This window comes from Caldithrix abyssi DSM 13497 (genome assembly GCF_001886815.1).
GTDB lineage: Bacteria > Calditrichota > Calditrichia > Calditrichales > Calditrichaceae > Caldithrix > Caldithrix abyssi.
The window spans coordinates 1,987,342-2,007,850 of sequence record NZ_CP018099.1 but is presented as its reverse complement, the minus strand read 5'-3'; the positions used below and the strand labels follow the sequence as shown (position 1 = coordinate 2,007,850).

The following is a 20,509-nucleotide window of genomic DNA, read 5'->3' as shown; positions in this document are numbered from 1 at the left end:
CAAGTCTTTACAACTTTATTATCTTTCGTTACGAAAGGATTTGATACTTTACGAAAGTAATTGAAAGGTTTTAAATTGTTTCCAGATATTTCTTACTCCGACCTTAAAGACCTTGGCGCCCTGAACACCGGGCAAGAAATCGCCGGACAGCCCGAACTGTGGCTTAAAACATTCCAGTTCCTGACTATCGTAAAAGACGAACTGCGCCGTTTTTTAGACCCACTGTTCCAGAAGCCGGGATTGCAGATTCTTTTTACCGGCGCCGGCACTTCGGCCTTTATTGGCGAAGTTTTGCAGGGCGTTTTCCAGAAAAACCTCGGCCTGGTCAGCCGGGCCGTTGCCACCACCGACATCGTCACCCATCCGGAATACTACTTTTTACGCCAGACGCCCACTCTGCTGATTTCCTTTGCCCGTTCCGGCAACAGTCCCGAAAGCATTAAAACCGTCGAACTGGCCAATGAATTTTGCGACGACATTCATCATCTTATCATCACCTGCAATGCCAACGGCCATCTGGCGCAAAAAGCCAATCCAGCGAACAGCTTCGTCTTTTTACTTCCTCCGGAGGCCAATGACCAGAGTCTGGCCATGACCGGCAGCTTTACATCCATGTTGCTTTCCGGCCTGCTTATTTCCAGATTGGATGAATTACACCTGCTGGAAGGAACGGTTGAAACCCTGGCCGATTACGGTCACAAAGTCTTAAGCCAGTATGCGCTGCCTATAAAACAGGCCGCGCAATTGCCTTTTAAGCGGGCGGTATTTCTGGGGTCTGGCATTTTTCAGGGCGTTGCCCGGGAATCTCATCTCAAATTGCAAGAATTAACCGACGGCAAGGTCATTTGCAAGTTTGACACCTTTTTAGGATTTCGACATGGCCCCAAGGCGGTGATTGATTCTGAAACGCTGATGGTGTACATCTTTTCCAATCGCCGTTATCCCCAGCTATACGAGATGGATCTGGTTAAGTCGATTTACAGGGGCCAGAAAGGCATTTTCGGGATTGCCATTTCCGAAAGCGAATTGCCGGGAATAAAACCCGAGCTAAAAATCATTCTCAACGAAAACCATACGAGTTTGGGCGAAGAATTTTTAACCGTGGTTAGCGTTCTGCCGGCGCAGATGTTAGGTTTTTACAAATCGCTCTTTTTCGACCTTGAACCCGATCAACCGTCCGTTAGCGGGGCCATTAGTCGTGTGGTTCAGGGCGTTAAACTGTATCCCTATGAACAAAAATTGGAAAAGGCATGAGTCTGCATCCTTTAAATAAATTAATCGAGCGACACAAAAAAGGAACGCCGGTCGGTATTTATTCCGTCTGTTCGGCCAATCCCTTTGTTTTGAAAGCGGCCATGCTACAGGCGCAAAAGGATCAGTCTTTGCTACTTATTGAGGCCACTTCCAACCAGGTAGATCAATTCGGCGGTTACACCGGCATGCGGCCCGAAGATTTTAAAACAATGACGCTTGAACTGGCAGCCGAAAACAATTACGATCCACAGGGATTAATCCTGGGCGGCGACCATCTGGGGCCCAACCGCTGGACAAAACTGAGCGCCTCCCGGGCCATGGACTACGCCAGAGAGCAGATTGCCGCTTATGTTAAAGCCGGCTTTTCCAAAATCCACTTAGACGCCACCATGCCCTTGCAAAACGATGCCACAGATTCCGCCGGCCGCCTTCCAGTCGAAACAATCGCTCAACGTACCGCAGAATTATGCGCCGTGGCCGAACAAACTTACCGGCAGAGCGACCAACTCTTTCCGCCGCCTGTTTACATTGTCGGCAGCGACGTGCCCATCCCGGGCGGCGCGCAAGAAGCGCTGAACCAGATCCATATTACGGAGGTAAAAGAGGTTCAACAGACCATTGATCACGTGCGGCGGGCCTTTGAAAAAAACGGCCTGGAAGCGGCTTACGAAAGAGTTTGCGCCGTTGTCGTGCAGCCAGGCGTTGAATTCGCCGATCAAATCGTTTTTGAATACGCTCCCGACAGAGCGGCGGCCTTAAAAGATTTTATTGAAAGCCATTCGCAGCTGGTTTATGAAGCGCACTCTACTGATTACCAGACCGCACCTCTTTTGCGCCAGATGGTAAAAGATCACTTTGCCATTTTAAAGGTCGGGCCTGCGCTCACCTTTGCCCTGCGCGAAGCCATTTTTGCTCTGGCCTTTATGGAAAAAGAGCTTTTGCCATTGCACAGAGCGCTCAAACCTTCTGCCATTCTGGAAACGCTGGACCAAACGATGGACAAAAACCCTGCTTACTGGCAAAAGCATTACGGCGGAACAAAGGAAGAAGTACGCTTTGCGCAGCGGTTTAGCCTGAGCGACCGCATTCGTTACTACTGGCCGTTTCCAAAGGTTCAAAAGGCCCTGCGCCAATTGCTAAAAAACTTGCAACAAATTTCCATTCCTCTAACTTTGGTAAGCCAGTTCATGCCAGAGGAATACCAACGTATTCGCCAAGGAACGTTAACCAACGATCCGCAGGCGCTGATTTTGAACAAAATTCAAAGCGTATTAAAGCAATACGCGGAGGCGACGCAAATTCAAAACTCTTTGACATTCACGCAAAATCAAAATTCATTAGCAATGGAGCGACTATGAAGAAGAGACCCTGGCTACTTTACGCCATTATCACAACCACTTTCTGGGGCGTGTGGGGCGCTTTAATCGAAATCCCGGAAAAAGCGGGTTTCCCGGCCACGCTGGGTTACTCCGTTTGGGCCTTAACCATGATTATTCCCGCAACCATTGCCCTCTCTTTAGTGGGCTGGAAACTGGAAAGCGACCGCAAATCGATCTTTTTAGGCCTGGTAATCGGCTTTACCGGAGCCGGCGGTCAGCTCATTCTCTTTCAGGCCCTGCGATCCGGTCCGGCGTACCTGGTTTTTCCTTTCATTTCTCTCTCGCCGGTGGTAACCATCTTATTATCTTACATCTTTTTAAAAGAACGGGCCAGCGTGCGCGGCTGGCTGGGAATCGTGCTGGCATTGATCGCTATCCCACTGCTCTCTTATCAATCCGCCACCAACAATGGAGACAGCGGCTACCTGTGGATCGTTCTTTCATTGATCGTCTTTCTGGCCTGGGGCTTTCAGGCCTACGTCATGAAGTTTGCAAACAAAACCATGAAAGCCGAAAGCATCTTCTTTTACATGACTCTAACCGGCATTCTGCTCATCCCCGTCGCCTTATTGATGACCGACTTTTCACAGCCGATCAACTGGGGCTTTAAAGGGCCCTACCTGACGGCCATGATCCAGATTCTCAATTCCATCGGCGCCCTGATGCTGGTTTTTGCTTTTCGCTATGGAAAGGCCATGATCGTCAGCCCCATGACCAATGCCCTGGCGCCGGTGATTACCATTGTGATTTCGTTGATCATTTACCAGGTTATCCCCCAGCCGGTCATTATTGCAGGTATGGTTCTGGCCATTGTGTCGGCCTTTTTACTGGCAATTGAAGAGGAATAAGGGGTGGGAGTTTAGAGGTTTAGGAGTTTAGGAGTTTAGAAGTTTAGGGGTGTAAGGAATGGGTTCGGTAAAATATGATGTGATTGTTGTGGGCGAATTGAACGTTGATTTAATTCTCAACAAAATTGACGGTTTTCCCGAAATGGGCAAGGAAAAGTTAGCGGATCAGATGACCCTTACCCTGGGCAGTTCGTCCGCCATCTTTGCCAGCAACCTGAGCGCCCTGGGAGCCAGGGTTGCCTTCATAGGAAAAATCGGACACGATCAGTTCGGTCAACTGACGCTGGACAGCTTGCAAAAAAAAGGCGTGAGCACGGAGTTCATCATCCAGGACAAAAATTTAAACACCGGCGCAACCATTGTTCTGAATTATGAGGAAGACCGGGCCATGATCACCCATCCCGGCGCCATGAATCATTTGACGATTCAAGACATTTCTGCCGAACAGTTAAAGCAAGCCCGGCATCTGCACTTTTCTTCGTATTTTTTGCAACCCGGCATCAAAAAAGACGTGGGCCAGCTGTTCAGGATGGCCAGAGAGCTGGGCCTGACCACCTCTTTCGACATGCAATGGGATCCCGAAGAAAAATGGGAACTGGACGCCGCAAATATTCTACCCTATGTGGATATCTTTTTACCCAATCGCCAGGAGCTCGTTTACCTAACAGGACAGGTCAATCTGAAAGAAGCGGTCCATAAACTGGGGGCCAACATCAACACCGTCGTCGTAAAACTGGGAAACGAAGGTTCCCATCTTTTCGACGGTAAAACGAAAAAGGAAATCCGATTGCCGGCCTTCAAAAACGAGCAGGTTGTGGATGCTATTGGCGCAGGCGATAGCTTTAATGCCGGATTCATCTTTAAATTTATTCAGGGCGCGCCGCTGGAAGAGTGCCAGCGTTTTGGCAACCTTTGCGGAGCCATTAACACCACAGCCGCCGGAGGCACTACGGCTTTCAGAAATTTCGATCAGGTAATGAAAATCGCAAAAGAGCGTTTTGGTTATGAAGAAAAGTAACTTCATTGTTCTCTATCTTTGCTTTCATTTCATTTTTTCCGTCACAAACAACAGGGCCGACGTCATTGTTGTGGCGGAAAGCGGCGGACACTACACCAGCGTGCAGGCGGCCATTGACCATGCTTCGGCGGGCGATTCCATCCTGGTGCGGGAAAAATCTACCCCTTATTTTGAAAAAATCAATTTCGATCACGGCGGCGACGCGACGAACGGTTACATCACCTTAATGGCCTACCCGGGCGAACATCCCATTCTGGACGGTTCGGGCGTGCCAAACAATCCGGCCAGCTACACAGACGACATGATCTATCTGGAAAATGTCAGCTACGTACGCATCATCGGTTTCGAAATTCGCAACGTCAATACCCCGGAGGGATCGGGTATCCGCGTTTACGGCTATGGCTCTTACATTGAAATCCGCGACAATGAAATTCATGAGATTCGCGGCGGCGCACAAGACGGCGGCGCCATGGGCATCACCATCTACGGCGCCGATGACAACCGCTCCATTAACCACCTGATCATCGACGGCAACCACATTCACGATTGCGATCCGGCATGGAGCGAGGCACTCACCTTAAACGGCAACGTGGAGCAGTTTGAGGTCACCAATAATCTGATAGAAGATGTGAACAACATTGGCATCGACTTTATTGGCGGCGAGGACTGGCTGAGCTCCAGATTTGCGCGTAATGGACGCTGCGCATGGAATCAGGTGTATCGAGCCAACTCGTCTTATGGAGGAGGCTGGGCCGCGGGCATTTACGTGGACGGCGGGCAGGATATTATTATTGAAAACAATGTGGTCTCTGAATGCGATCTGGGCATCGAAATCGGCGCTGAAAATCAGAACGTGGTCACCACCGGCATTACGGTGCGCAATAACATCATCTACAAAAACGACAAAGCCGGTTTGGTCTTTGGCGGCTACGATGTAAACACCGGCCGCGTAAAAAACTGCGTTTTTACCGGAAACACCTGCTACCAAAACGATGTGCAGCATCAGGGCCTGGGCGAGCTGTGGATTCAATACGCCGAAGAGAACGAGCTGTACAACAATATCTTTTACGCCAACGATCAAAACGTGTTGCTCTACTCCGAAAGCGGCAACGTAAACAACCTGCTGGATTACAACCTGTGGTACGCCGAAGCCGGAGAAAACAGCGCCAGTTGGACCTGGAACAACCGCCATTACAGCAGTTTTTCCGGCTATCAGGCCGGTAGCGGCCAGGATGCGCATTCGTTTTTTGCCGATCCGCTGTTCACCGACGCGGCGCAGGCCGATTTCCACCTTTCCAGCGCTTCGCCGGCCGTCGATGCCGGCAGTCCCACGTTTATTCCGGCCGACGATGAGCGGGACATGGATCATGAAAATCGATTGGCGGGCAGCCGCGTGGATGTGGGGGCGGACGAACTGCAGCCCACCAGCGCCGCACACGAAGCGGAACCAACGCCGAACGTTTTTGAACTGCTATCGATCTACTCCAATCCGTTCAATAACGAGACACAAATTCGTTTTCAAATAGATAAGGCGGGCAAAGTAGAGCTGGCGGTGTACGACCTTGGCGGCAAAAAAATCCGCCAGTTAATCAACCGCTTTCAGGCGGCGGGAACGTTCGTCCTGCGCTGGAATGGCAGAGACGACCAAAACCGAATTTGTCCTTCGGGCGCTTATTTTGTGACGCTTGAAATTAACGGTCAAAAAAGGGCGCAAAAGGCGCTTTTAATTCGATAAATACGGTAAGAGGAAGTTTAATGCACACAAGCTTAAAACAGGCCTTACAAAACGGACAAACGCTGTTAGCCTGCAACTTTTACAATCTGGAAACCCTGCAAGGCGTTTTGCAGGCGGCGGCTGAAATGCAAAGACCGATTATTCTGCAATTAACCGCCAGCTCCATCGAGTACATGGGCCTGCAGACGGCTGTTAACATGGCGCGCACGGCCATTAAAGAAGCAGGCGCGCAGGCCTGGCTGCATCTGGATCACGCCGCATCGCCTGAACTGGTTCTAAGATGCCTGGAAGCGGGCTTTGATTCGGTGATGATCGACGCCAGCGACCGTCCTTTTGAAGAGAATCTGGCGGTGACGCAAAAGGTGGTGGCCATGGCCCGTCCGTTTGGCGCGCTGGTGGAGGCGGAATTAGGTTACGTGGCCAAGCTGGGCCAGTCCACCGAAAAGACCGGCTTTACCGAACCGCATGAGGCGGCGCAATTTGTCGAACAGAGCGGCGTGGATTTACTGGCCGTGGCCATCGGTTCGGCGCACGGCTTTTACAAGCAAACGCCCAGGCTGGACATCGAACGCCTTAAAGCTATTCGTCAGGCCACCCCAGCCGCGCTGGTGCTGCACGGCAGTTCGGGCATTCCCGTCGAACAAATTAGGGCGGCCATCAACGCCGGTATTCAAAAAATCAATCTGGCCACAGAAATCAAAAATATCTTCATGCAAACTTTGAAAAAAACCTTAAAAACCACAGATGAAATTGATTTAAGAAAGGTCTTTCCCGCCGCGCGGCAGGAAGTAACCCAACTGGTCAAAAACAAAATGGAAGCGCTTGACTTATGAAAATCGTATTTAAAAATTTTAGTCTGTTTTTAACGTTACTGCTTTTGTTCGCCGCCTGTTCTAATAAATCAGGGGACGAAGGTAAATCCGAACCCCCATTATCCGAAACGCTGCTTTTAAATGATTACAATCCGCAGTCCATTTACCGCATCCCGCGCACCGAGGTCAAGCGCGCCAGATATCCGATAATCGACATTCATTCTCATCCTTACGCTCAGAGCGAACAGGACATCGAAAGATGGTTGCAGATCATGGACGAAGCGGGCATCGAAAAGACAATCATTCTTACCTGCTCCTACGGCGAAGCCTTTGACTCCATCGCCGCCATTTACAGCAAATACGGCGATCGTTTTGAGCTGTGGTGCGGATTTGACTACACGGGTTACGATCAACCGGGCTGGGCGGAAAAAGCCGTTGCCGAACTGGAACGTTGCGTGCGCATGGGCGCCAGAGGCGTGGGCGAATTAGGCGATAAAGGCTTGGGCATGTACTACTCCAATCTTTTTGCCCGTCGGCCCGGAACCAAGGCCAAAGGAATGCACCTCGACGATCCACGGATGGATCTTTTACTAAAAAAGTGCGGCGAAATGGGCATCCCGGTTAATGTGCACGTGGCCGATCCCATCTGGATGTACCAGCCGATGGATTCCACCAACGACGGCCTGATGAATGCTTACACCTGGCGCATCAAAAAAGAGAAAGGCATTTTGTTGCACGATCAGCTCATCAACATGCTGGAAAACGCGGTGAAAAGACATCCCAACACCACCTTCATCGCCTGTCACTTTGCCAATCTCTCTTACGATTTAACGCGACTGGGGAAAATGCTGGAAAAATACCCCAACCTGTGGGCCGACAATTCCGCACGCTACGCCGAAACGGCCACCATTCCCCGTTTTGTCCGCGCCTTTTACCAGAAATACCAGGATCGATTGCTTTACGGCACGGACAACTACTTCGATCCGCACATGTACCGCGTTACCTTTCGCATCCTGGAAACCGCAGACGAGCACTTTTACGAAAAAAATCTTTTTAACTATCACTGGGCTTATTACGGCTTTGATCTGCCGGATGCCGTTTTGAAAAAACTTTATCGCCAGAACGCTTTGCGCCTGCTGCAGCAGCGCGATGAAAAATTAAAACGCTATTTAAAAAAGGCGGAGATTGCATACCATTGATGATTTTTAAAGCTCAATTCGTCAATGTGATTTTCTTACTTTTTAGCAGCCTGGCAGCTGGCCTGCCAGCTGGCCTGCCACCTGGCGAGCTGCCGTGGCAATTTTTTGTGTGCACTTCCGGGCATCCGCTCACGGCGCAAACCATCGATTCCATCATTGCCGACACGCAGAACACCCACCTGTTTGGCATTGAGGTGGACAACGACATTACCGGCCGTTACGACAGTTTTTTGAATCCGCAACAAAAATTGAACGAACTGCGCGCGCTTGCTAAAAGAGTTCACGCCGTGCATAATTACGCTTTTGTGTACATTGCCGGCCTGGAGTGCATTACGCCCGACGCCCCGCAGCGCACGCACACCTTTTTTAAGGATCATCCGGACTGGGTGCAGCGCGATCTCAACGGTCGGCCGGCCGTCTTTGGCAGCCAGGACGCCTTCTGGATTCGTGAAGGCGACGAAGACGTTTGGATCAGTCCCTTTGCCCAACCCTGGCGCCAGATGTACATGGAGCGCGTGCGACAGATCGCCGCCACCGGCATTGACGGCGTGTACGTGGACATCCCCTATTGGATGACGCACTTTGAAGGCTGGGAGAATACCTGGGCCAGCTTTGACGATTTTACCGTGCGGGCTTTTAAAGAAAAAACCGGAATCGACGCCCGCAGCGACCTGCAGTTGGGCGACTTTTCCGATCCCAATTTTTTAAAATGGATTGATTTTCGTCTGCAGACGATTCGCGACTTTTTAGCGGAAATCGACCGCAACGTCAAACAGGTTAATCCAAACTGCCTGACCATCGCCGAAATTTACCCGGGCATCGATTTTGAAGCCGTACGCGTCGGCGCCGACGCTTCACTGCTTTACCCGGTGGTGGATGTCATCGCTCACGAGTACAGCCAGGGCGCCTACATGGCTTCCGATCGCCAGCCGCTGGACTGGTTTAAGTACATCGTCGGCATGCTGACCTTTCGCGCCCTGGCTCATGATAAAGCGACCTGGATGTTAAGTTACTCCTGGGACGGCAATCCGCACGTTCGCCCGGCAGACGCCATGCGCCTGCTCTTTGCTGCGCAGCTGTTTGCCGGCGCCAACTCCTGGGACGCAGCCACGCACGTCATGTCTGGCTCTAACGATTATTCCACGCGTCGTCAGGTCTTTAAATGGATCGCTCAATATCAGGAGCATTTTTACGGCCCGGCGCGCGCCGTTAATCCCATCGGCATCTATTTTTCGGTCCAAACGCGCAACTACCATTCCGACGCTTTCATCAAATCGTTTACCGGTTTTGTGCTGATGGCGCTGCACGCTCATCTCCCATTTCAGATTGTTGACGCCCGGGCGTTAAACGAGTTTAAAGGCCGCGTTTTGATTTTACCGAACGTTAAACGCTTTAATGCCAAAGAATTAAAAGCGCTGGCAGAACTGGCCAGACGCGGCGTGCGCTTAATCATTACCGCAAACTCGCAGCAGGACGCGCCCCGTGCGCTGGAAAATTTCCAAACGGTTTTAAGCCCCTGCCCCGGCAAACAGTACCACGCTTTATGTGCGCAGCATTTTAACCGCATCGTTCAAAATTTTACGGCCAACGACTCGCTCAGCGCCTTTGCCCAAACCACCTTGCAAAAAATCGCAGAGCTTAAAAACCGGCCGCCCGCCGTGCGCGTAAGCGCGCCGCCTGCGGTGGCCTTTAAAGCGGTTTATTTAAATGAAAAATTGCATCTTGCGCTGGTTAACTTTTCGGGCATTCAGGGCGGGGTTCAGGTCGTTCCGCAATCCGTTCCCGAAATAACGATTGAAGTTCATCAATCCCTGCTGCCCGAAAATAATTTGACCTTGCTGCCCTATTTACGCAGCCCGCAAACAATAAAGGGGCAAAAAGCGGGCGACTATTATCGATTTAAAATCACCCACCTTTCACATGGAGTCTTTTTATGGCAAAACTAAATTCGTTGAATAAACGTCTGGCGCAGGTTGTCGGCGCCATTTCACTATTCCTTTTACTCAGCAGTTCGCTGCCAGCCGGAACCATTGTTTACGACAGCACCGACGCCATATTCTTTAATCCGGAGCGCGGATTCTGTTCGCAAATCGACAATCCGGTTTCGCTTTCGCTGATCAACAGCTTAAAAAGCCAGGCGGTTTCGGTCATTCAACGCATTTACACCATTCCCCAGTTTCGGGATCAGGCGCTGGATCAGAATTTTCTCGATCTGGTTGAACAGGATTTCAACACGGCGCGCAAAGGCGGCGTTAAGCTGGTGGTGCGTTTTTCCTACACCAACGACATCAACGGCCAGGACGCCCCGTTAAACATCATTTTAACGCACATCGATCAACTCAAGCCCTTGCTGCAAAAGCACTACGACGTCATCGCTTACATGGAAGCGGGCTTTATCGGCGCCTGGGGCGAATGGTACTACTCCACCAATAATTTGAACAATACAGAAGATCGCCGGACGGTTTTGTTTGCTCTGTTAGATGCGCTGCCGGCGCAACGCTGCGTGGTGGTTCGCACGCCGGATTACAAGCGTAAAATTTTTAACGATCCCAATCCGCTGACCCTGGAAGAAGCCTTTAGCGGCAGCAAAAAAGCGCGCACCGGCGCCCACAACGATTGCTTTTTAGCGGATCAGACCGACGCAGGCACCTACTTATGGAACGACATCCAGGGCGACAAAGACTACCTGCATCAGGACAACCAGTTTGTGCCCCAGGGCGGCGAAACGTGCAGCCCCAGCGCCTATTCTGGCTGCGCCAACGCCTTAAAAGACCTGGCCTACATGCACTGGTCGGTGCTTAACAAAGATTACAACCGCGACGTGCTGGACGCCTGGGAGCAGGAAGGCTGCATGCCGGAAATCGAGCGCCGCCTGGGCTACCGATTTCGATTGCTGCAGGCCGCCATCACCGACAGCGCCAGACCGGGCGGAGCGATCGACGTGCAGTTTTCGCTGGTAAATCGGGGTTTTGCCAGCCTGTACAATCCGCGCAATCTGGAGCTGGTGTTAAGAGAACGTACCACGAACAAAAAGTACCGTTTGCTCACCCCGGAGGATCCGCGCTACTGGTTTTCCGGCGACACGGTTCAGGTTGCCGTTCAGGGCGGACTGCCGGCCGACATGCCTGCCGGCGAGTACGAAATTTTTATCCATCTGGCCGACCCGGCGCCGGCCCTGCACGATCGTCCGGAATACGCCATTCGTCTGGCCAACGCCAATATCTGGGAAGATTCCACCGGTTACAACGCTCTGCTGCATCAAATCACAGTTGACCCCAACGTTGTCATGGATGATTACACCGGCGACTTGATCTTTGAGCCCTTTACTTCAAGCGCCAGCGGCAGTTCTTCCATCAACATCGACGGGCTGTTTGACGACTGGCAAAATGTGCCGCAACTGGACACGGCGCCGGACGAAGAGCAGGCCGGCGACGCGCTCAATGCCGATGTGGATCTGGTCGATTTGTGGGCGGCCGACGATGAAGATTTTATTTACATCAGCTTTAGTTTACAGGGCGTTATGAAAGATGGCTATTTTTACCACGTCTTTTTCGATTGTGATCTGGACACATCTACCGGCTTTCACAGCGCAGGCAGCTATGCCGGCATCGATTACATGGTGGAAAACACCTCGCTGTGGAAATACACCGGCGTCAGCGGCGAGTGGAGCTGGTCTTACAAAGGTGAAATCGGTCTGCAAAAAGGTCAAAACGAGCCCAACCGCGTGGAGCTGGCGGTCGATCGCAATCTGCTGGCCGAAGCCGGTTTAAGGGATGTTCTGGGCCTGCTCTTTAACGTTAACGACAATAATCCCAACGTGGACGATGACTACGCGCCCGACGCTTACACCGAACGCAGCTATTCCTACGCTCTGAGCGTTACCGCGCTGCCGCGCCAGGAATCGGGGCAAATGGTTCCAGAACAATACGTAATAAAAACCTATCCCAATCCCTTTAACGGGCAGGTTACCATTCACTACGCTTCGCCGCACGATGCGCTGCAGAGGGCGGAAATTTACAATGCCCTGGGGCAAAAGATCAGGATATTTACTTTTCCTGATCTCTTAAGCACCACTTTTCAATGGAACGGCCAGGATCAACGCGGCATTTCTGCTGGCAGCGGTTTTTACGTTTTAAAATTAATCACCAGGAACAATGCAAAATTTTCGAAACTTATCCTGTTAAAATAACATCACCGTTCAACCAAACAAAAAGGAGGACAAACATGCGCTTTGTCATTACCACCTTCATCACTCTGGCGATGCTGCTCGGCTTTGCATTCGCCCAGATCGAAATCGACGGCGACATGCTGGACTGGGCCGGCATCGAGCCTCTGGATCAGGATCCGTTGATTGAACCGACCGGCGAACTGCCGTCGTATCCGGATTTTGATCTCAAACATCTGTACATCACACACGATTCAGCTAACGTGTACGTACGGATTGACCTGGCCGACGGCGCCAGCTTCGATAACTTCTACAACTTCGAAAATCCGCCGGTATTCGAATTTTACATGGACACCGAAATCGGCGACACCACCGGATTCGACTGGGGCTGGTGGAACATTGCCATGAACTACTACGTGAATCTGGCCACCACGCTCAATCCCGATTCGGTCGAAAAATACGGCGAGCTTTACCACTACACCGGCAACCGTATTCCCACCTGGGCTGAAGGCGAGTTTGTATTTTTAGGCACTTTGCCCATGGCTGTTAACGACGACGGCAACTCACTGGAATTCGCCATTCCGCGCGATATGGTCAACTTTGGCAGTGAATTCCGTCCCTGGGTCTATTCTGTAGCTAATTATCAATGGGGCGACGGCGCCGACCAACTGCCCGATGCCGGCGGCTGGTACATGCTCAAATACGACTTCTGGTACGGCGGTTCGGTTTACGCCCATCACGGCGACAATATCATGTCTGCCATTGAAATTGACGGCGACATGCTGGACTGGGCCAGCATTCCTCCGGCCGATGTGGATGAAATTGCCGAAGACCTGGGCGACATGCCTACCGGCCCGGAATTTGACGTAAAAGATGTGTACGTGACCAGCGATTCCACTTACCTGTACATGCGCGTCGACATCGATCCTTCGGCCACCTTTGCCGGAATGTACAACAATTACACCAATGCGCCCGCTTTCCAGATTTTCCTGGATGTCAACTGGGGCGACACAACCGGTCTGGGCTACGGCGGTTTCTGGCGTCTGGCTGCCGATTATATGGTGGACTTAAGCGCAGCGCTGCATCCCGACAGCACGGGCAACACCACGCCGATCTATCAGTACGTGGGCGACTGGATGGGCGCCTTTGAAGAATTCGCTCCCGTACCGGATGCTTACGCCATGTTCGCTAAAAACGATGACGACAACGCGGTAGAAATTGCCATTCCGCGCGCCGCCATTAATGTCGATACGGATGTGCGCCCCTGGCTGTACGTGGTGGGCGATCAAAACTGGGATAACGAAGAATACTGGCCCAATACCGTCGTAGAAGGCTGGTCGGATGCCTATCCGGAAGTGTACTACGCCTATAACTACAACTTTATCAGCGGCGGTTCGGTGCACAAAATTGCAGACAAAGCGCTGTCAACGGCCATCGAAGACCAAAAAACAAGCGCCGCGGTAGAAGGCTTTGGTCTGGTGACCAATTATCCGAACCCCTTTAACCCGCAAACGACCATTGAATTTACGGTTACTAAAAAACAACCGGTTACACTGACCATTTTCGATATTACCGGTCAGAAGATCGCGACCCTGTTGAACAACCAGGTGCTCAATCCCGGACGCAAACACGTTACCTGGCATGGCCTGAACCAGAACGGCAATCCTGTCGCTTCCGGAATTTACTTTTACTCACTGAGCTCGGATAACTTCTCGGTTACCAAAAAGATGGTATTGGTCCGTTAAATGACTAACAATGAATCAGGGTGGTTTTAAAAATTCAGACAGCATTTTGCCACTCATACCGTCCTCCCCTTCCCTCTCTCTGAATCTGAAAAAGAGAGAGGGAATACAGGGAGGCTGATAAAAAAAATATTACTGCAAATTTAAAAGACGCGCCCTGATTTTTAAACACCATAACTGGATGGAAAAAAAATGGCAGGAAAAAAATCATTAATCGCTTATATTTTGTTAATGGCCGGATTATTCGGTTGTCTTCCGGATCGCATGCCGCCCGATCCGGTGGAAAATCAGCGGCCGGAATTCCGCTATTTCGGACAGAACGATAATGCCACGCTTAATGTGCCGCTGAATGATCCCATCTTGATGGTTTTTAGCGAAAAGATGGATCTTTCCACCTTTCCCGATAATTTTAAGGTGGAAAGCGTCAGCGGAGCCATTCCGGGAACGTTTGAGTATGTTGCGGATATTGACAGCGCCGTGCTCTTCCGGCCTTCAGAAAACTACAATCCAGCCGAGGTGTACCAGGTTTCCCTCTCGGGCGGAGTGCGCGATATTCACGGAAACTCCATGATCGCCCCCTACAAAGAAGACCAGCCCGTCACGGCCTGGTTTTTCACAACCGGCCAGTACGGAGAAAACGGCTTCCCTTACGTTTTCATTCGCGACAAATCAGAAAAGCAAATCATCCATCGCGTGGGAAAGATCGATCAATATCTGGACAGTCTGTACATGCAAGCCGATGAAGAAGACTACCAGACATCCAACATGAAATTCACGCCAGACGGACAATACCTGCTGGTGCTGAATATCAAAATCAGCAAGGGAACCGTAACAGTTATTGATCCTGCAAGTCTGAACACGGTTCGTACTCTGGAAGTTGGCCTGGGACCTACCAATCTTACCTTCACCAGCGACGGTCGGGCCATTGTCGCTAACAACTCGGCCAAAAGCTTCAGCGTCATCGATCTTTCCAGCCTTTCCGTAGAGCGCACCGTACCGTTTACCGACGGCTACAAGCCCAAAGGCGTGGTTTACAGCCCGGTTACCGACAGGCTGTACTTCTTTTCTTCCAATGATTACAAAATACGCGTGGTAAAGGCCAGCGATTACACGGTGGAAAAAGACCTGGAAAACGTTCTGGTAAACAACAAAAAGGCGGCAGACATGGAAATATCGCCGGACGGACGCTACATCTATCTGGCCGAAAGCCGCTCCGATAAAGTGATTGTCCTGGATGTTCAGAGCGAAGAAGCCCTCACAATTGAAACCGGCTACGGTTACAATATTGACGGCGTTATGTCGCAGGACGCTTACTTTTTGAACTTTTTCCGAAAGGTAGATAAAGACTTTGTGGGTGGAATTTTAAAAATCGACCTGGCCAGTCAAACGATCGTGGAGCAGTTAATCTGGGAAAAAGACATGGAAGAGATGGATTTAACCCATGGCAATGAACTGCTGTACGCCATCACGCCGCAGGATTCCACCGTGCAGATTATCGAAACCAGGACGCTCAAACCACTCAGTCAGGTAAAAGTGCCTGGCAGCTTAAAGTACATTGCGATTAGTAAAAACAACTATCAAAATTAAAAGATAGAGATGCGCTATGAAAAAAGTAATATTGATTGTCGCGGCAGTTATCGTTGGTTTGTTGAGCGGCCATGCCCTGGCGCAAAACACAGGTAAAATCGTTGGGCAGGTGACGGACGCCGGTTCCGGAGAACCGCTGCCCGGATGCAACGTGTACATCGCCGGACTTAGTCTGGGCGCTTCGACCGATCAGGATGGCTACTATGTTATTTTGAACGTTCCGCCCGGGGTTTACGATGTTCACGCCAGCATGATCGGCTACACCGAACAGGTGCAAAAAGGGGTACGCGTTATGTCCAACCTGACGGCCCGCGTCAATTTTAAGCTGGCTCAGCAAATTCTGGAGGGCGAGCAAATTACCGTGGTGGCTTACAAAACCCCGCCCGTGCAAAAAGACCTGACTTACAAAATTCAGGCGGTAACGGCCGACGAAATTAGCCAGGTGCCTCTTTCGACCATGAAGGACATTCTGGTGCAACAGGCGGGCGTTGTTCCGCAGTTAAGAACCATGCCCGTTTCCAGCATGCCTGCTTTTGGACAGTTCGCCACCGTTCCCACCGACGGACTGCACTTTAGAGGCGGCCGCGAAAACGAAACCCTTTATCTGTTGGACGGGATTAACGTCACCGACGGCCTGTGGGGCGGTTTTAGTATCGATCAGTTAGGCGAACTGATGATCAGCTCGCTGGAAACCTATTCCGGAACCTTCGATCCGCGCTACGGCGAAGCCATGTCGGGCGTGGTTAACATTTCTACCTTTGACCGCATCGATGCGCGTCCAAAAGTGGCTTTTAAAGCGCTTACCGACAAACATGGCCTGGACAGCCAGTCGCACAACACCTACAGCTGGGAGGTAATGTTTAATTCGGCGCTGCCCTTTTTAAAAAATGTGGGGCTTACCTTTGCCAACCGTATTTACAGCACAGACGGCTACATTTACGGCTACATCTATCCGGAATATGTGAACAGCGAAGGACGCGATAAAAGCGGCACGCCCAAAAAGGTGCCCATGCAGTACCTGGACACACAATTTTCCTTTGGCAAACTCGTCTGGAAGCCTTCCAACGCCCTTAAAGTTTCGCTGGGCGGTTACTACGCCAAAAACCAGAAGGGCGTGTACAACCATTATTTTAAATATAATCCTTACGGCACGCCGCGCGTCTGGTTAACCGACGACCTGCTCTACACGAAAATCGATTACACCCTCACGCCTAAAAGTTTTGTAAAATTTTATGCGGCCAATTACGAACGCTCCTTTAAATCGTATGTTTACGACGACCCCGCCAAGTACGACGTTCTTCCTCAGACAGGCACGGCCGAGTTTTCCATTACCGGCGAAGACTGGGTCTATTTTGACACCTATTTCAAGCGCAAACAGGCGGGCGTGGATTATGTGAATCAATTGACGCGCATTCACAATATTTCGTTAGGCGTTAATGCCGAAATAATGGAAACACGCCTCACGCGCCGCAATCCCGACGGATTTGCCATTTTGGAAGGCTACAAGTTCCAGCCGCTGCACATCGGCGCTTATGTGAACGAAAAGATGGAATTCATGGACATGGGCCTGATCGTCAACCTGGGCCTGCGTTTTGACTACCACCAGACCAAACGTAAAATTCTGGACGATCTGGCTAATTTGTGGGATTTAGAAGCGCCCTTAAAAGACGAAAAGCCGGTCTCTTACGTTACGCCGCGTCTGGGCATCAGTTTCCCCATTGCCGAAAAGGCCGCCGTGCGTTTTGGCTACGGACACTATTACCAGTTCCCCACCTATTTTAAAATTTATGAAGGCAACTTCTTTAATGAGATCACCGGCGAGTACCGACCCAACCCTGCGCTGGCCGAACAGCAAACGGGCATCGCCGGGCTGAGCATCAAACCAGAAAAAACCGTAAATTATGAAGTGGGCATTCAGAACAAAATTTCCGATGTCATAGCCCTGGACGTAACCGGCTTTTACCGCAAAACCAGTAATTTAATCGGCACGATGATCAGTCAAACGCCGGACGGCCGACGTTTCCAATTATTGCAAAACATGGATTACGCCACGGTTAAAGGCGTTGAAGTTTCTTTTAAGAAATATTTCAGCGATCATTTTAGCGCGACCATCAACTACACCTATTCGCGCACCTTTGTCAGCACGTCGGTGCTGTTTACCGTGCCTATTGACGAGGCCCGAACCTTTCCGGCAAACTGGGATCAACCGCATGTGCTGAGCGCAAACATTTACTTTGAGGCGGACAACGGTTTCGGTTTTTCACTTTACGGCAGCGCATCCAGCGGTTTGCCCTACACCCGCTCTCAATTCGATCCCAACGGCGAGCGCGCGCCCTGGATTCATTCGCTGGATTTGAATCTGTTCAAAAACTTTAAGTTCATGGGCATGAAACAGCAGTTTTTTGTGCAAATTTTGAACGTGCCCAATCGTAAGAACGTGTGGTGGGTTTATCCCGATTCGGGCATACCCGGAGACGACGCCAATCCGGCGACCTCGCACGATTACACCAACAATCCCAGCATGTACGGTCCCGGTCGTGTCATTCAATTGGGTTTTAAAATCTGGAATTGAAAATGAAACTAAAACAATCTTTAACCATCACGCTTTCCATGATTTTTCTGAGCTCGCTTGCGGCTCAAAAAAATCCCATGGATTTTAAAAGGTGGAACGTGATGAACATTAATAAAGTGGCCACCACCTTTAACAATGCAGGCATGTTGTGCGACGGCAATAATCAGAATTATTCGCTGGCGCGCATTCCCTCGTTTGAATTTCCGCAGGGCAGCGGATTGAACTACGGCACCTGCGTGGCGGTGGTTGTGGGCGCGCCCTATCCACAGGACCCGGCGGTGGTGGGCGGCACCAATCCGGACGGTCTGGCTTATTTAGACGGCACGATGGACGAGGGGCCGGCCGACTTCTGGAACGAGGAACACTTTGCCCCCTACCCGGAATTCACCAACCCCACCGCCGCTTCCATTAGCACCGATCCCACCTCCTGGCCAGACCCCTGGCCCGAGGCCCTGCCCAACTACGTTTACAAAACAGGGCTGGATGATGAAAAAATCGTTAACGATCAATTACCGCTCATTCCTCTTTTAAAAGATGCGCAAACAGGCTGGCCGGGCTTTGGCCCCAACGGCGAACAGATCGCCGATCAGGAGACCTTTAGCGTGATGTACGGCTGGGGCGGCACCGATCAAATCGGCGTGGGCAACGCCAAAACGCGCTGGCTGCGCACTCAGCTCATCATGCGCGGTCTGGCCTGGAAGGGCACGCTGTACGAGAACTTCATCGTCTGGGTGTTCATCGTGCGCAATCCCAATCCCGCCCCTATTGTCGATATGGCCATGGGCATTCACATCGATTTCGGCTTTTTGCCCGCCTTTTTACCCGGCATCTCTTACGACGACGACCGGCACTACTACGATCCCAAACTGCAGCTGGCTTACGGCTGGGACGACGACGGTTTTGAAGAAGATCCGCGCGGCGGAGGCGTTTTATCGGCTGAAAACATCGCCTGGGCGGGCGTGGTAGCTTTAAAGATGCCCGGCGGCGACGGAACGGTTGCCGCCTACGACGCCACGCACTTCTGGGAGGGACAGACCACCAACATCGGCAGCGGCGGCGATCCGGAGATGTACTACCAGTGGAACCTGCTTAATCTCAACGATCCGCAGGACAGCGACCACGACGGCATTGACGACGATTTTGACGGCAACGGCGTGCCAGACATTCTGGACGGCGGGCCCAATTACTACGTGGGCAGCGGCGCCGACGGGTTGCAGGTGTTGGGTTCACATTCCTTTACCCTGCAACCCGGCGAGATGGATACGCTGATCTTTGCCACGGTGTTCGGCCGCAGTGAAAAAGAATTGAAAACCAGCGCTCAGCGGGCCATTAATCTTTACCAGAACAATTGGGAAGTGGTGGACGCGCCGCCCGCCCCAAAGATGGAGGCGATGGTTGACAACCGCAAAGTCATTCTGATCTGGGGAACGGAAAGCGAACGGGATGTGCAATTTGAAGGTTACAAAATCTACCGTTCGCAGGACAATGGTCAAACCTGGGGCGCCGAAAGCTTTACCGACTTTGACGGCGTGGTGCACTATGTGCCGCTGGCCCAATACGATCGCGTTGACGGCATTACCGGCTATTACAAAACCCTGCCCGAATACGCCTGGTACTACCTGGGCAGCGACAACTGGGTGCCCAACCGTTTTAAGGTGCAGGGCGACAGCCTGATCGGCTTTAAATTGCCGCAACCTCTAAAATATTTCAACGACGGCGACAGTGTCAATGTGTTTGTGGACAATTCCGTATTAAACGGCGTGGACTATTGGTACTACGTGGCGGCTTACGATTCCGGCAATGGTATTATCGGGCCGCTGGAAAACGGCGCGGCTTCCAATCCTTACGAAATCAACAACACCGTGGCCGTACGGCCCCAACTGCCTCTGGCGCAGAACGGCCTGCAAAACGTGCGTGTGGTGCCCAATCCTTACCGCTTTTCGGAAATCTGGGAAAGCGGCTGGCGGGACCACAAAATTCAGTTTACCGGTTTGCCCGGGCAGGCGGTGATTAAAATTTTTAACACCAGCGGCGAACTGATTCGCACCCTGCAGCACCGCGCTTCTTCCAGCATTGAAGAGTGGGACTTAAAAAATCGCTACAATCAGTTGGTGGCGCCCGGGGTGTACTTTTACCACATCGATTCACCGCTGGGGAAAACAACGGGAAAATTTATTGTAATCCTGTAAAAGGGAGAG

Annotated in this window: 13 protein-coding genes; all 13 read left to right on the top strand. The window is 51.4% G+C overall.

Annotated elements, in window-relative coordinates:
- The first annotated feature begins 60 nt into the window (after positions 1-60).
- The 13 genes from Cabys_RS07870 (at position 61) to Cabys_RS07810 (ending at position 20,500) form a co-directional block, all read left to right on the top strand.
- A complete protein-coding gene (locus Cabys_RS07870) occupies positions 61-1,254 on the top strand; it encodes an SIS domain-containing protein (protein WP_217183935.1) in 1,194 nt (397 codons plus the stop codon).
- Positions 1,251-2,612 (top strand): class II D-tagatose-bisphosphate aldolase, non-catalytic subunit, encoded by a 1,362-nt coding sequence (locus Cabys_RS07865; protein ID WP_006929782.1) that lies wholly within the window; start codon positions 1,251-1,253, stop codon positions 2,610-2,612. Before Cabys_RS07870 ends, Cabys_RS07865 begins: the two co-directional genes overlap by 4 nt.
- Entirely contained in the window at positions 2,609-3,481 is an 873-nt protein-coding gene (locus tag Cabys_RS07860; RefSeq protein WP_006929780.1) for an EamA family transporter, read from the top strand. The genes Cabys_RS07865 and Cabys_RS07860 overlap by 4 nt, the downstream gene beginning before the upstream one ends.
- 58 nt (positions 3,482-3,539) lie before the next feature.
- Positions 3,540-4,499 (top strand): carbohydrate kinase family protein, encoded by a 960-nt coding sequence (locus Cabys_RS07855; RefSeq protein ID WP_006929779.1) that lies wholly within the window; start codon positions 3,540-3,542, stop codon positions 4,497-4,499.
- Positions 4,486-6,234, top strand: a complete 1,749-nt coding sequence (locus tag Cabys_RS07850) for a right-handed parallel beta-helix repeat-containing protein (RefSeq protein ID WP_006929778.1) — start codon at positions 4,486-4,488, stop codon at positions 6,232-6,234. Before Cabys_RS07855 ends, Cabys_RS07850 begins: the two co-directional genes overlap by 14 nt.
- A 20-nt stretch (positions 6,235-6,254) precedes the next feature.
- Entirely contained in the window at positions 6,255-7,067 is an 813-nt protein-coding gene (locus Cabys_RS07845; RefSeq protein WP_006929777.1) for a class II fructose-bisphosphate aldolase, read from the top strand.
- The gene (locus Cabys_RS07840; protein WP_006929776.1) at positions 7,064-8,245 is read left to right on the top strand and encodes an amidohydrolase family protein; all 1,182 of its coding nucleotides are present in this window, start codon (positions 7,064-7,066) and stop codon (positions 8,243-8,245) included. The genes Cabys_RS07845 and Cabys_RS07840 overlap by 4 nt, the downstream gene beginning before the upstream one ends.
- Positions 8,245-10,191: a glycoside hydrolase family protein gene (locus tag Cabys_RS07835; RefSeq protein ID WP_006929775.1), complete on the top strand. Its 1,947-nt coding sequence runs from the start codon at positions 8,245-8,247 to the stop codon at positions 10,189-10,191. The genes Cabys_RS07840 and Cabys_RS07835 overlap by 1 nt, the downstream gene beginning before the upstream one ends.
- The gene (locus Cabys_RS07830) at positions 10,179-12,434 is read left to right on the top strand and encodes a DUF4832 domain-containing protein (protein WP_006929774.1); all 2,256 of its coding nucleotides are present in this window, start codon (positions 10,179-10,181) and stop codon (positions 12,432-12,434) included. Before Cabys_RS07835 ends, Cabys_RS07830 begins: the two co-directional genes overlap by 13 nt.
- 35 nt (positions 12,435-12,469) lie before the next feature.
- Positions 12,470-14,155: a T9SS type A sorting domain-containing protein gene (locus tag Cabys_RS07825; protein WP_006929773.1), complete on the top strand. Its 1,686-nt coding sequence runs from the start codon at positions 12,470-12,472 to the stop codon at positions 14,153-14,155.
- A gap of 189 nt (positions 14,156-14,344) precedes the next feature.
- Positions 14,345-15,739: an Ig-like domain-containing protein gene (locus tag Cabys_RS07820; RefSeq protein ID WP_006929772.1), complete on the top strand. Its 1,395-nt coding sequence runs from the start codon at positions 14,345-14,347 to the stop codon at positions 15,737-15,739.
- Between the two features lie 16 nt (positions 15,740-15,755).
- Entirely contained in the window at positions 15,756-18,311 is a 2,556-nt protein-coding gene (locus Cabys_RS07815) for a TonB-dependent receptor (protein ID WP_006929771.1), read from the top strand.
- A gap of 2 nt (positions 18,312-18,313) precedes the next feature.
- On the top strand, positions 18,314-20,500 hold the full coding sequence (locus Cabys_RS07810) for a T9SS type A sorting domain-containing protein (RefSeq protein ID WP_006929770.1): 2,187 nt from the start codon (positions 18,314-18,316) through the stop codon (positions 20,498-20,500).
- Positions 20,501-20,509: the final 9 nt, after the last annotated feature.

Excerpts from the sequence above, each read along its gene's own strand:
- Cabys_RS07865 (WP_006929782.1), top strand. The coding sequence starts at position 1,251 with ATGAGTCTGCATCCTTTAAATAAATTAATCGAGCGACACAAAAAAGGA.
- Cabys_RS07860 (WP_006929780.1), top strand. The coding sequence starts at position 2,609 with ATGAAGAAGAGACCCTGGCTACTTTACGCCATTATCACAACCACTTTC.
- Cabys_RS07855 (WP_006929779.1), top strand. The coding sequence starts at position 3,540 with ATGGGTTCGGTAAAATATGATGTGATTGTTGTGGGCGAATTGAACGTT.
- Cabys_RS07850 (WP_006929778.1), top strand. The coding sequence starts at position 4,486 with ATGAAGAAAAGTAACTTCATTGTTCTCTATCTTTGCTTTCATTTCATT.
- Cabys_RS07845 (WP_006929777.1), top strand. The coding sequence starts at position 6,255 with ATGCACACAAGCTTAAAACAGGCCTTACAAAACGGACAAACGCTGTTA.
- Cabys_RS07840 (WP_006929776.1), top strand. The coding sequence starts at position 7,064 with ATGAAAATCGTATTTAAAAATTTTAGTCTGTTTTTAACGTTACTGCTT.
- Cabys_RS07835 (WP_006929775.1), top strand. The coding sequence starts at position 8,245 with ATGATTTTTAAAGCTCAATTCGTCAATGTGATTTTCTTACTTTTTAGC.
- Cabys_RS07830 (WP_006929774.1), top strand. The coding sequence starts at position 10,179 with ATGGCAAAACTAAATTCGTTGAATAAACGTCTGGCGCAGGTTGTCGGC.
- Cabys_RS07825 (WP_006929773.1), top strand. The coding sequence starts at position 12,470 with ATGCGCTTTGTCATTACCACCTTCATCACTCTGGCGATGCTGCTCGGC.
- Cabys_RS07820 (WP_006929772.1), top strand. The coding sequence starts at position 14,345 with ATGGCAGGAAAAAAATCATTAATCGCTTATATTTTGTTAATGGCCGGA.
- Cabys_RS07815 (WP_006929771.1), top strand. The coding sequence starts at position 15,756 with ATGAAAAAAGTAATATTGATTGTCGCGGCAGTTATCGTTGGTTTGTTG.
- Cabys_RS07810 (WP_006929770.1), top strand. The coding sequence starts at position 18,314 with ATGAAACTAAAACAATCTTTAACCATCACGCTTTCCATGATTTTTCTG.